Annotated in this window: 14 protein-coding genes; all 14 read right to left on the bottom strand. The window is 39.7% G+C overall.

Translation table 11 applies throughout. The features are described 5' to 3' along the window. Positions 1–34: 34 nt before the first annotated feature. Positions 35–994 (bottom strand): hypothetical protein, encoded by a 960-nt coding sequence (locus EJL91_RS00950; RefSeq protein ID WP_125140099.1) that lies wholly within the window; start codon positions 992–994, stop codon positions 35–37. Next, positions 969–1916, bottom strand: coding sequence for an O-antigen ligase family protein (locus EJL91_RS00945; RefSeq protein ID WP_164516726.1), 948 nt, complete (start codon positions 1914–1916; stop codon positions 969–971). Before EJL91_RS00945 ends, EJL91_RS00950 begins: the two co-directional genes overlap by 26 nt. 422 nt (positions 1917–2338) lie before the next feature. Continuing rightward, on the bottom strand, positions 2339–3157 hold the full coding sequence (locus tag EJL91_RS00940) for a glycosyltransferase family 2 protein (RefSeq protein WP_125140097.1): 819 nt from the start codon (positions 3155–3157) through the stop codon (positions 2339–2341). 222 nt (positions 3158–3379) lie between these two features. Next, positions 3380–4285, bottom strand: coding sequence for a hypothetical protein (locus tag EJL91_RS00935; protein WP_125140096.1), 906 nt, complete (start codon positions 4283–4285; stop codon positions 3380–3382). A 25-nt stretch (positions 4286–4310) separates the two neighbouring features. After that, a complete protein-coding gene (locus EJL91_RS00930) occupies positions 4311–5411 on the bottom strand; it encodes a glycosyltransferase (RefSeq protein WP_125140095.1) in 1101 nt (366 codons plus the stop codon). A gap of 47 nt (positions 5412–5458) precedes the next feature. Next, a complete protein-coding gene (locus EJL91_RS00925; protein WP_125140094.1) occupies positions 5459–5998 on the bottom strand; it encodes an acyltransferase in 540 nt (179 codons plus the stop codon). Between the two features lie 97 nt (positions 5999–6095). After that, complete coding sequence (locus EJL91_RS00920; RefSeq protein WP_125140093.1) at positions 6096–6287, bottom strand: LbetaH domain-containing protein; 192 nt, start codon at positions 6285–6287, stop codon at positions 6096–6098. Between the two features lie 112 nt (positions 6288–6399). Further along, positions 6400–7308 (bottom strand): glycosyltransferase family 2 protein, encoded by a 909-nt coding sequence (locus tag EJL91_RS00915; protein ID WP_125140092.1) that lies wholly within the window; start codon positions 7306–7308, stop codon positions 6400–6402. Next, positions 7305–8588, bottom strand: a complete 1284-nt coding sequence (locus EJL91_RS00910) for a hypothetical protein (RefSeq protein ID WP_125140091.1) — start codon at positions 8586–8588, stop codon at positions 7305–7307. The genes EJL91_RS00915 and EJL91_RS00910 overlap by 4 nt, the downstream gene beginning before the upstream one ends. A gap of 84 nt (positions 8589–8672) precedes the next feature. Next, a complete protein-coding gene (locus EJL91_RS00905) occupies positions 8673–9344 on the bottom strand; it encodes an LbetaH domain-containing protein (protein WP_164516724.1) in 672 nt (223 codons plus the stop codon). Between the two features lie 55 nt (positions 9345–9399). Further along, on the bottom strand, positions 9400–10509 hold the full coding sequence (locus EJL91_RS00900; protein WP_125140089.1) for a glycosyltransferase: 1110 nt from the start codon (positions 10507–10509) through the stop codon (positions 9400–9402). 117 nt (positions 10510–10626) lie between these two features. Beyond that, the gene (locus EJL91_RS00895; RefSeq protein WP_125140088.1) at positions 10627–11409 is read right to left on the bottom strand and encodes a WecB/TagA/CpsF family glycosyltransferase; all 783 of its coding nucleotides are present in this window, start codon (positions 11407–11409) and stop codon (positions 10627–10629) included. A gap of 27 nt (positions 11410–11436) precedes the next feature. Further along, positions 11437–12699, bottom strand: coding sequence for a nucleotide sugar dehydrogenase (locus EJL91_RS00890; protein ID WP_125140087.1), 1263 nt, complete (start codon positions 12697–12699; stop codon positions 11437–11439). Positions 12700–13027: 328 nt separating this feature from the next. Next, positions 13028–13705: a hypothetical protein gene (locus tag EJL91_RS00885; RefSeq protein ID WP_125140086.1), complete on the bottom strand. Its 678-nt coding sequence runs from the start codon at positions 13703–13705 to the stop codon at positions 13028–13030. Positions 13706–13711 lie beyond the last annotated feature (6 nt).

Genomic DNA, 13711 nt, shown 5'->3' with positions numbered 1-13711 from the left:
TAAGATTCATGATTTTATTTTTATCAAATTTTCGTTACCAATAGCACGCATTTTCAACTTTTCCTGCATTTTCAATTTTATCATTTTCATCAGGATATACCCATGCATCGTTATACCAATTTCTCACATATTCAAAAGCCGGATCGATGTCCCATCGTTTTCCTCTAATGCCAAAAAGAAGCTGTGTAGCTCCTGCTAGGTGGATTGCTTGTTTTCCAGCCTTTTTTATCTTAGCAGCCAACGGCATGCCATACGCACCGCAACCTATGATTGCAATATCAAAGTCCTTCTTCATAGCTTCTTCATACATCCAATCCAAAGCTTCAAACCAATTTTCAAATCGAGCATCCTTTGTTCCTGCAAGAGTTTGAACCGCCTTGACCGTTCTCAGCTCGAATTCTGGAAGAATGTTTGTCCCCGGGAATATTTCCGACCGTTTCTCGTATTGTCGTTTGATGGTTTCCGTAAAAGGATGGATCACCAAGACTTTCTTGCCCGCCAAGGCCGCGCTCCAATGGATGGATTTGCTACTCCACGGCTCAAAGTTAAGCAAATAAGCACACTTTACATTTTTGTTCATAAGCTTTTTGATATAATAATCTTCGAAAGGGTGGAACCAAATTGCCATATAATCAACTTGTGATGCGCTTTCCTTCATCAATGCAACAAATTTAGGTAATAAGCTACTATCGTTGGGAAAAAATCCCGACCACTCACAAAGATGATTGAAATGAAAGTTTCCATCGTATTTCCCGTTCACAGGGAAATCATAATATCGAATGTTTAATAATTCGGTCGAGCCAAACCGTGCCGCCATAAAGGAGTTTCCCGATTGGATCTCATTATATAATTCTTGGCTTAACTTGTCCGCATCAAGCACTGGGCGGTCTTGATATGTTTTAACGCTGCCGGCATATTCAAATAAGCCATTTCTTTTTATCTTCTGTCCGCGTATGAGTGCTTTCGTCCTATATATTATGTAATTCCAAATCATTCTGTTTCCTCCTGAAAAAAACGAGCTGTGCACACACACCTATGATAATACCTTGTTCAATTGTCAAAGAGTATGCATACCAGAATACCATACTATTCACGCACATCATAATAGGCAGTATTTTTCGGTCTTGCCATGCCTTTGCTATTATCGCAAGCATCAATGCCACAAGAGATACAACACCTATGTAGCCTGTTCGCAAAAGAGTCTCCAAGTAACCATTGTGTGGACTATACTGCCAATAACTACCTCGATAATAAGCACGAAAACCACTTCCAAACGGATATCCGATAACCGCTTCTTTCCCTTTTACCAAATCCATCAATAAAGCCCAAAGTTCCATTCTACCTGAGTATGTGTTGTTCTCGGATACATCAAATTTCTCTGCCATTCGAAAGACTTCTTTTGTCACTACATTATCTGATGTAAAGAACAGTACCGCAAAACAAATTACTATAGCTATCTGAACAGTAAATGTTTTTGTCAATTTCTTTCTATATGGACCGATTATGTATATGAGCAGCAAAACCATCAGTGACACAAACAAAGCGACCCATGTCGTATTAAACCGGTTGAGAATCAAAATAAGCGTATATATAATTGTTTTCCAACTCATTCTTGGCTTATCAGACAGCATTAAATCACAGTACCAGCACAATCCTATGTATGCACCATAGATGATTGCGAAATCTGCAAGAAGTGGGCGATTAGACGCCCGCTCTCCAAGTGGCATTCCTATAAAAAAGAAAGCCAAAACGACCACTACATATATCGTAACAACCACAAAGCACTTGTCCAATTTTGCTTTTAATATCATAAGATTGGTTTTAATCGGAACGCAGGAAAAATATAAAACAGGAATAATGAAATGAATATACTTTCGCACATCTCCCCAAAATTCCGATGTCATACCGAATGTCATCAACCCTCTAACACACGACTGAATTGCCATTACAGCAAACAGCAGCGATAATCCAATATACCATTTTCTATAAATTTTAAACTTCACCACCAATATCAGAATCATCAATAGTACAGTGCAGTCCACAGAATAGAGACTAACACCTATGTTGAGCCAGGCAATTGATCCCCACAGTTTGTAATTGAAGATTTGACACAGGTATAAATATATTAAATTGTCAATCAAATTATCTGTATTCTTTAATGTTCTGTTCGCCAAATATAGAAAAATCAGGAATTCAAAGGTTCCTATAAAAAAGTTCAATACTGTTTACCTCACTGTTGTATGTTACTATCACCGCAGAACGCTTTTCTTCAAACCACACTGTCAATAATCCACTTTACATTTAGTAACATTTTCGTGTACATCAACACAACTACTTCTCATTTACTCAATAATATTCTTACATAAGGAATCAAACTGTATTTAACCGCAATAGACAGATTGTAGTTTTTTCGCAAGAAATACCACCACTCCTTAAATGGACTTCCTTTGGGAGATTCTTTTTTCTTCAATCTCTGCATTCTGTTTAATTTGGTATCTCTCCAAGTATTCTCAAAGCTATTATGCTCACAGCAGCCAACATATTCAGTAGACGAAATTAATTTATACCCCCTTCTATGTATTTCGAAGCCTAGGTCAAGATCTCCCAATGAATGCTGATAGTGCGAATCCATATTTCCAATTGTTTTCATTATCGCATTCGGTATCAATACACAGTTAGCATTCATGGTTTCTCCGAAAATTTCATCTTCATTTGGTTCAATATATGATAAATAGATTCCTCTCTTGTCCCGATGCTTTCTAAGTCCATAGGTAAACTTCCCCTCTTTGTCACAGGTCGCTCCAACAATGACATAATTCTCTCTTTCCGCAAGAAGAAGCACCATCTTTTCAACAGCGCCATGATAGAATTCCACATCATCATTGACGAGCATACAATCCGAGCCATCATTTTTTTCAAAATATCGTTCTATTCCAACACGCATACCGCCACACCAGAACAAATCCCCTGTTCCTTCAATCACTTCAACACAATATCCTAAATCTTTTATAGCTTCTACGGTCCCATCAGAACTCTTATCGTCTAAAACAATAAAATTGAAATCTATTTCTTTATTTTCTTCTACAAGACTCCGCAAAGCTTGCATTGTTTTTTCTTTTCTATTAAAGCAAGTTAGTATAACCGTTATAGATTTCACTTAATATCTCCCTTCTCACAATAACGTGATTATTCATTATTCATGCATCTTAAGAAATGAATGACGGTACCTATTGCATTATGTGGGAAATAAACGTTTTTTCCTAATTGCACACTTACAGGTAAATCCAAACCACAAACCAATAAGAAACTTAGATAATCTATCTAAGCACGGAATCATCCTGCATTTTATAAGTATCGGAAGAATCATTCTTTGACCTCCTTACCAGTAACTTCCACCCTCTACCTTCTGTTTTTGTGCCGGCGTTTCTTTTCTGTCCGGCCTAATCCAGGCATCGTTATAAAACTTAGATATTATAGGATGTTCATCCCATCGTTTACCCTTGATACCAAACATTAGTTGGGTTGCACCGGACATCTGAATTGCCTGTTTTCCTATCTTTTTGCAATAAGCAGCCAACGGAAGACCGTATGCACCGGCTCCTATAATCGCAATATCAAAATCCTTTTGATAGATTTCATATTTCATGTATTCCAATGCATCAAACCACGAATCAAAGGCCGTCTTTTCTCCCGCAATCGACTGAACAGCCTGGATACACTCCAAAGACTGAAGTTTTGGTAAAACCTCTTTCTCAGGAAATATCTGTTCTCGCCTTTTATACTGTTCCAAGATACTTTTTTTGAATGGATGTATAACTAACACTTTTTTGGCTAACAGAGCCTCAGACCAAGGTCTATCAAAATAGTAAGGTTCTAATGCGTGCAACTTTGTAAATTTCGCATTATTACACCTACTATGCACTACCTTAGACTCTGCTCCTACCCCCCAAAGCGCAACAACATCTGCACTTTCCATTTCGGACATATATAGCTCACAGAAACGCTCTAATGTTTTTGAGTCGTTGGGAAATATCCCTGACAATTCGGATACCTCCCTCCTTATTTTTTCTGAAAAACTATTTTTATGCAAATATTCACTGATGCAACGCAATTCAGTCGCACCGCCACGGGCCACAAATGCTGGGTTTCCTTCCTTAATTATTGTTCGAATAAGTTCATTTCCTACCTGTTCTGGAAGTACGTCTAAATCATGATAACTTAGGCTGAACTGCATCTTTTTATACATTTGTTTTAATATTTTAATCATTTTGCGGTCATCATCCATCAGTTATCTCCTTGCCCCTATTAAGCTATACTATAGAATCAATATACCTTGCCATATTATTCCATGTAAAATTCTCAAGCACACGCTTACGCCCATTTACCGGATGATGCTCTTCCGAAACCACCCGACTACACAGCATCTTATAGTTATCCACCAAGAAACCGGAAACTCCGTCCTCGATGATCAGTTCCGGTCCCGGTGCCTTCCATGCCACCACCTTGCAACCGTAATACATAGCCTCCAGAATCGCCATACCAAATATTTCCTGCTGATTAAGATTCACAAAACAATCCGCCAGTCGATAGAGTTCCCATATATCAGCGTTTGGGATTTGCTCTATCCGAGTTACAACCGCTTGCAAGGCTGCGCCTTTAATTGCAGTATCCACAGCGAACTTCAATTCTCCCTGTCCCACCATCAGCAAGCGATAGTTACAATCTTTCGTATATATTTCATTAAATATTTCTATCATTCGCAAGGGCTGCTTTTCTTCAATCAATCGCCCGACAAACAGCAAAACCTTATCAGCTTGCTGGAACCCATATTTTTCTTTGAGGGACGTTTTTTCTACCACCTCATAGCCTTGATGCAACAAGGACAAGTCAAGTCCAACGGGGGTGACCATAATCTTGTCCACGCCCAGCTGATGAAGTTTTTGTTCCACTGTGGGCGTTTTCACTAAGCAATGGCAGTGCCGATACACTTCAAGATTTCTCCTGAAAAGTGCGTCCATAATCAGCTTTTTCCATTTACTTGTGCTGTGACTTTCCAGCACTCCAATATAGGGAAAAAACTGCACTTTGTTTTTTGCTGCCCATCTATAGACCTTCGGAACGCTGATTTGCGTGTCAGAAAAATATACCAAGCTGTCCAAAGAGCTGTCTAAATCGCTTATATTAAGAAGTCCATTTATGCCAAAGCTCTTCGATGGAATAGAATGTAAAATGACATTTTTTGTTCCATCTATCTTTTCATCTTTTCTTTGATTACTCTCAGGTATGAGCTTATATATGTAAACAGCATTGAAATATGAATCAAGCGCTTTCGCAAGACCAATCTCCTGCGAGTTGTAGCAACCCTTTAATCCGAAGTTTCCTATGCTAGTAATTAGTAATCCTATTTTCATCTATAACACCCGCCAGTTCCACACAGAAATTTGACCTTCCCGTATTATTAATTTTCAATTCCAAGTATTTGCTCATGCTCTACAATCTGTTCTTTCGTAAATCGATAATCTTTCACTTTTGCTGGATTTCCCGCAACGATCGCATATGATGAAACATCTTTCGTCACAATACTTCCGGCTGCAATAATAGCTCCACGATGAATATGTACGCCCGTAAAAACCACAGCCCCATATCCGATCCAGACATCATCCTCAATCACAATTTTTTGGTCTTTACCTTTGAAGTCATAGTAGGGATCGCCTATCCACGGCGCATCCTTGATGCTCACACCAACCTTTGAGTAATCATGGTCATATTTTCCGATCAGTCCTACATTATTGGCAATTTCAATGTTATTTCCCATTTCAATGTCTGCTTGGAGCGTACAATACTTTCCTATATACACATTGTTACCAATTGATATTCTACTCGGCGCCCAAAAAACGGTGCCACGGCCGAACGTTGTGTTACTTCCTATGTGGATATTTCTGTTTTTCAAAAGGAGTAATCTGCACCGTAATAATTTAATTTTCTTGATAATATTCATCTTTTTCAATCTTTCACATTCAGCGGTGTTTCTTCATTTTTAAACAGTTCTGCTTTCTCACTGATTCAGATTTCTTTTTTGTCTCATCATCTTAGTTTCAACAGCTTATAGCATTTTTTTCATCGAACCTATACTTAATGTGTTTTGCAAGCATGCCGCCTGCAATCGAGTACAGCTCCATATCTTTAGCGACGATTGCACTGGTTGCTACAATATCACCGTTTCCGGCTTTTACACGCTCCATAATTCGAATGCCGTATCTTCTCCAGACATCATTCCTAATTTGCACAGCGATTTGATTCTCTTTGTTAATAAAACGAAAGTTATCAAATTTATTCTTTGTAGCATAGGTAAAGCCTGCTTGTTTCCTTGCGGAGTAAAAGGTCGGATGGATATATGGATTATTTATTCATCAGAAGTTCGAACAACTGTCTATGTTTCTTTGCAATTACTTCTAAGATTAAGCCGCAAGAATATAATAGTGCACCAATCATTGCAAATCCAATTGTAACAATCAGTGTCGGAAATCTAGGCACCACTCCTGTACTTATATATTCCATCAAAATAGGCGTAAACATAATCAAAGAAATTAATATGCACATCGAACCGCAAAGGCCAAAATATAGCAGCGGCTTGTAGTCACGAAATAGCGTTACAATCGTTTTCAGAACTCGAATCCCATCCTGAATCGTGTTTAATTTTGATACACTTCCCTCCGGACGATCCCTATAGGCAACGGGGATTTCTTTCAGATAAAAATTCTTATCCAGCGCATGGATCGTCATTTCAGTTTCAATTTCAAACCCCTTGGAAAGAACCGGAAAATGCTTCACAAAATCTCGGCTAAACGCACGATATCCTGTCATGATATCTTGCACATTGCTGCTGAAAAGTTTGTTAATTAGCGCTCTTACAATACGGTTTCCAAAATTGTGGAAAGCTCGTTTATTCTCCTGGAAATAGGTCGAAGACAGTCTGTCTCCAATCACCATATCAACTCCATCCTTCAAAACATAATCACACATTTCGCGTGCTGATTCTGCCGGATATGTATCGTCACCATCAAGCATGAGATAGCAGTCTGCATCAATCTGTCGAAACATTGACCTAATTACATTCCCTTTTCCTTGGCGCCTCTCATATTTAACAATTGCTCCTGCATTCCTCGCAATTTCATCCGTTCCATCCGTTGAATTATTATCATATACATAAATATCTGCATTCGGCAAAATTCTTTTATAATCGGTTACGACCTTCCCAATCGTAAGGCTTTCATTATAGCAGGGAATTAAAACTGCTATTCTACTCATTTGTGCCACCTCATTCTTTCTTTTACCTGTTTATAATCACAGGTACGTACAATAAACATCAGTCCCGCAAATATAGTTACGACCAAGGCTCTCCATGTAAACCATCCGTGCTGAATAGAATGTTCCCGAAGAACTATAAACCAAACAGGCGTCATCATTGCGATCAATAGCAACCACAAATTTTCTCTGATTTCTCCCCAATTTTTGCATAGCAAGAGGTATGCTGCAATTCCTGCAACTGCAACAATTAGTAAAGGAATAGATAGTCCGCGTTGATTCAATGTATTCCATACAAACTTCCCTATATTAGGAATTGTCAGTTCCATTCCCTTCCATTTCATACCCGTTGTTCGAACGCTGGCTTGCGAAATGGCATCTGCTATTATGCTCTCTCCTGTAATAAATCCACCAATTACCCACTTACTCGCCCAAACCCATGCATAGCCCAGCGCCCACATGAATGAAGCGATAACAACGGCTTTTATCTTTTCAAGGTTGCTCCAGTCATACTTTCTCATTAACCAGACAGTAAGCGGAAGACCTATTGTCACAATTGGGGTGACCAATAAATCCACATAACTTGTAAGTCCGCCCAACACAAATACCGACAGCATCATCACCCAGATCTCATTGGTTTGCTTTGTATTCTCAGAAATATGGAGCATCCACAAAATTCCGCCAAAAGCTATATAAAATGTCCAGCTAAACTGAAGATTATAAGGAATCAGCGGTACTGAAACACATATCATGGATACGAGGAACAAAACCGCCTCTATACGCCCAAGCTTTTTCCACATTTTAAGAAAAACAAGTAACAGTACAGAAAAGAATATAATGTAGTTTAATACTCTGATTTGTTGATATGTAAGTATACTTAACAACGGCTTTAAAATAAATAGATATCCATGCCAATATCGACTATAATTCATAGCCTCCATACCATCCAAATCTCCACTTAAATAGCGTTCCAAATCCACAATTTTATCCATATATACATCAGACTTGTAGATTGTGCAGTCCATTGCAGATTTTAAAAGCGCATTATCATTATTTGTCACGCTTTCCTGCAGCATAATCACATCTGTATAGTTATCCATCTGAAACAGCTTAAAATTCAGAAAACAAGGATACAATCCTTCTTCTTGTAACTCCGAAATAGATAGCTTTACGTTTTCCCGAATTGGTTCAATAGGACATAACGCAGATACAGCAGACATCGTGAAGCAGACCCCTATCAGTAGTATCGCTATAAATATTCCATCAAATACATTCTTTTTCATTGTATTCCCCTTCTCCAAAATCTCTTTCATTGTAACGATTATCAAAATATATACCTTTTCATTGTTATTTGCTTCTGTTCATTCTCAATCTTGCGCATTCAGCAGTGCCTCGACGTTTCTAAACAGTTCTGCATGTTCTCTAATCCAGCTTTCATCTTTATCCCACCATCTAAGTTCCAGCAGCTTACGACGTGTTTCTTCATCGAACCTGTACTTAATGTGTTTTGCGGGCACGCCGCCTACAATCGAATATGGTTCAACATCTTTTACAACAACTGCTCCGGCCGCAACTATAGCGCCATCGCCGATTGTTACGCCTTCAAGCAGTCTTACGCCTTCTCCAATCCACACATCATTTCCTATCCGAAAAGATATACTTCTGTTTTTCTCTATCCTGTGGTTAACTTCAAAGCACGGTTCTTTAATGTAAGTAAATCCCCATTGCTGCGTTATAGAATAAAACGCAGGGTGAATAGAAACAAATTTATTCGTTGGATGTATACCGATAACTGTTCTTATTTCACCTGCCAAACAGCAATATTTCCCTATTTCAATATCTTTTAAGAAACAGTCAATTCCCACACCGCTTGCATAGCCAAAATGAGCATTTATTACATTTGTATTATTGCCCAAATAGTTTTTACCATAAAACGTGCTTCTCCTATCCGCTATCGCCGTACCACAGAACCTGCATTTCCGTTTCCAAATATGTTTAATGTATATCCGATTTATATATTGTTTTATTAATGCCATCATGGTATCTCCCATATCACGAAAGGTTCGATACAGGCAAATAGGATCAGCTTAATTGTTAGTTTGAATAAACTTCCAAATATGATGCAACTGATTTTTTCATGCTGTACCGTTCTCGAACCGCATTCGATAATTCAAAATTGTTTTTCAGCCTTCTTTCGCCCCATACCTTATATAGCTCACATAGGCACTGCGTAAATTCATCTTGAGATAAACCAGTATAGTGAATAGCCTTTGCTCCTATAGATTTAAAATCCTGCAATCCCACAACATCAGCCAGTAAACAATTCACCCCACACATCATTGCCTCAAGCGCAGATATGCTCACACCCTCAAATAGGCTAGGCATTACAAACAAATCTGCCAACTTAAGATATGGAGCCGGATTGGTTCTTCCAACAAAACTAACATAATCACTCAAGTTGTTATTCTTGACATATTCTTTTTCTTCTCTTTCACTCTCACCTTGCCCTAAATGATAATAATGTATATTAATCGTTCCGGCAGAAACCATTTCGTTAATTCCTTTTAGCAAGAGCATATGGTTTTTTACCTTGCTGCAATTCCCAACAGAAACCAGAATCATCTTATCTACAAGGCCTTTTTTATTCTTTTCTTGTTCTTTCATCCCTTCTGATACATATCCAAATATTGACTCATCGCACCAATTATTGACCAATCGATAGGGAGTATTTAAAAATCTATTCTTCTCATTCTGAAACACACTATCGCCTATAGCGATATATTTCGTTCCTATTAACCTTCCAAATGCTCTGGTCATGATGCGCCTGAAACGAAGTATTCCCGAAAAAAGAAAAACATTATGTACAGTTCTTACAATTCGTATCCCCCTCACCGCCAGTTTTGCATCCAGCTCATAATAAAAGTCCTGACTCTCTCTATGAACATGCAAAACATCAGGTTCCAGATTTTTCAGAAACGCGCAAACCGCTTTATGCTGCTTTATAAATCCATTTTCATTTATATGATGAACAGTATAGCCCGCCCGTTTAAACTCCGGTGCATAGACACCAATATTCGCTGCTGTCGCCAACACATGTAATTCACAATTCTTCCATTTCGATGCTGAATTCACAAGCATAGTTTCTGCACCTGAGGGCAGTAATTCATTTAATATGTGGCACACTTTCATTTTTTTGTTATTCATTGCCGCACTCTTTTCCTTTCATATAAACTTCACCATTCATGGTGTGTTTAATCCGTATTTGAAAACTTCTATACTGCAATATTTTCTTTTCGTTTTATCGTTTTCAAACTCAAGAACTTATTTCCCTCTCAAATACGCATTCCAAATGAACTTTGTGTTCGTATGCCAATACCGGTTGAACAATCTCCTTGGGTCTTGCATCAACCGATACACCCACTCTAGGTTACTGTCCTGCATCCACTTTGGTGCCCGCTCGATGTTTCCGGCAAAGTAATCAAATCCGGCGCCAACACCGATCATGAAACCAACTATCCTTCCCTGATGCTGAGCCATCCAACGTTCCTGCTTCGGTGCACCGAGACCAACCCACACAAAATCAGCCCTGACCTCATTAATCCGCTCTATGACTGCCTTATCCTCTTCTTCCGTCAGAGGACGAAACGGCGGACTATACATCCCAGCGATTTGGATTCCCGGATATTGTTCCATCAAAGCCTTATAAAGTTTTTCCAGCGTTTCTTCCGTGGAACCATAGAAATAATGGCGGTACCCTTTCTCAGCAGAAATTTTAAAAACTTCTCCCATATAGCTCGGCCCCGTGGTACGCTTCATCTTATTATATCCACGCTTTCTCCCCACTGTGGACAACGGCCCTCCGTCCGGAATCGCTATAATGCCGCCATTCTGAATAAAGCAATATTCCAAATCTTCATAAGAAGTCACGGTTGTATGTACGTTTGCAATCGTCATATAATCTCCGGATAACTGTCTGATATTTTCATCTGTAAATTTTAAGAGCCAATTCATATCAATAGCCGCAATTTCTACGCCCAAAATATTGCAGGTGGGTATCTGCGTTTTATCAATTTTTCTATCGAATAATGGTGTCCCAACACCCATGCTCAACCTCACTTATCTTCTGAATTGTCAATCCCGCCGGAAAATATCCCGCGTATAAACTTTTTCCTTCACATTGTCCAAACAGCTATCATAACGATTCGCAATAATCGCATCACACTGTGCCTTGAACCGCTCCAAATCATTAACCACCAAACTACCAAAAAAAGTTTCACCATCCTTCATTGTCGGCTCATAAATCATAACTGTGGCACCTTTAGCCTTCACGCGCTTCATAATGCCCTGAATAGAACTCTGTCGGAAGTTATCGGAGTTACTTTTCATAGTCAGCCGATAAATTCCGATCGCAGTTGGCTTTTCTTTGCTCTTGCTGTACTCGTTATCTTCTCCGTAACCGTAATACCCAGCCATCTGAAGCACACGGTCGGCAATGAAATCCTTCCTTGTGCGATTGCTCTCCACGATGGCTTCGATCAGGTTTTCGGGAACATCTGCGTAGTTTGCCAAAAGCTGCTTTGTGTCTTTCGGCAGGCAGTAACCGCCGTAACCAAAGGAAGGATTATTGTAGTGGGTACCGATTCGTGGATCAAGGCACACACCATCGATAATGGCATGTGTATCAAGCCCTTTCATTTCAGCGTAGGTATCCAGCTCGTTGAAATAACTCACCCGCAATGCCAGATATGTATTAGCGAACAACTTTACAGCCTCAGCCTCTGTGCTTCCCATGAACAGAGTGTCTATATTCTCCTTAATTGCGCCCTCCCTCAGTAGTTTGGAAAAGATATGAGCCTCCTCCTTCAGCCTCGCGTCATCCTGTTCATAACCCAAAACGATGCGGCTCGGCATTAAATTATCATATAGAGCCTTACTCTCACGTAGAAACTCCGGGCTAAAGATTATATTCTTACTACCCGTCTTTTCTCTTATGCCTCTGGTATACCCAACTGGGATTGTAGACTTGATAACCATAATCGCGTTCGTGTTGTATTCCATGACCAGTCTGATCACAGCCTCGACCACCGAAGTATCAAAAAAGTTCTTCTGGCTGTCATAATTCGTAGGGGCTGCAATAACGACGAAATCCGCGTCACTATACGCGGCTTCAGCATCCAGTGTTGCAGTCAAATCCAACTCTTTACTTGCAAGATATTTTTCGATGTACTCATCCTGAATTGGCGATATTCTGTTGTTGAGCATCTCGACTTTTTCCGGAATGATATCCACCGCCGTTACATGATTATGCTGTGAAAGCAGTACGGCTATGGACAGGCCAACATAGCCCGTGCCCGCAACTGCTATATTATATTTTTCTCCACTTGTCTTTTTCATAGCTTTTCAATCCTCCGCTATTTTTTACTCTATATAAAAATCGCCGTGCCCTCACAGCAGATTAACACATATCAAAACCCGCCATGATGTTCACGGCGAAACTAATTTTCTACTTTCAAGCCACTGTGTTCATTAACAAACATACTATGTCTACTCCGCATTTTGTGGAAATGGATAAAATTGTCCATTTATGCCGTTTACATAACCCACAAAATCAGAAATGCTTGTACAAGGTAGGCAATCTCATCTTCCCGCCCTTTTCAATACTAAATAGACCTATCTAAGGCATCACTCCCCGCCTCAGATAGATCTATTCCCTATAATTTACTTAATTCTTATAAACCACCGTAAACGGCGTATTTCCCTTAAGCATCACCGAAATCTGCTTTGTCGTAAAGTCCACCGCTGAAGGTGCCATGAACTCCCACTTCTTCGTCTCCTCGTTATAATAAAGAATCTGCACATTGTTCAGATTTTCTATCAGATTTGGCACGTACAATGTCACAGTAACAGAATCTGTCCTTTTAGCCTGGGTAGCTGCATCCTCAGCTATTAATGTTTGAACTGGAATTAATGGATTATATCCGACTGTATCCGGTGTACCGATTGCACGATAGAGGGGAGTCGTTCCCGCATTAATCGTATTGATAGTTTCCACCACATTCCAAGGGAAACTTTCTTTATTTTCTTCATTAGTAGCGAAACGGACCGTGATATCACCAAGAGAAAGAGCGGCCCCACTATTCCCGGAAGCCGAGCCCGTAGCGGTACCGTTTGAGATAGTTATACCTACCGCTGTATTCCCAATCACTCCACCGGTAAGTCCAGGTCCTAATGCAACAGACGTATCAAGTGGCTTGGAACTGCTACTACTCCCACTTCCATTGTCTCTCGAAGGCCGTACCACCACATTCGCATTTGCGCTCGGATTCTCCGCCGCCAGTACCATCAGGGGCTGAGCCATCATCGCTGCCGCCAACATAACGCCAAAATACTTTTTCTTCATATCAAT

The sequence above is a fragment of the Clostridium transplantifaecale genome, assembly GCF_900626075.1.
Lineage (GTDB): Bacteria > Bacillota > Clostridia > Lachnospirales > Lachnospiraceae > Otoolea > Otoolea transplantifaecalis.
This window is presented reverse-complemented; position numbering and strand designations above follow the sequence as displayed.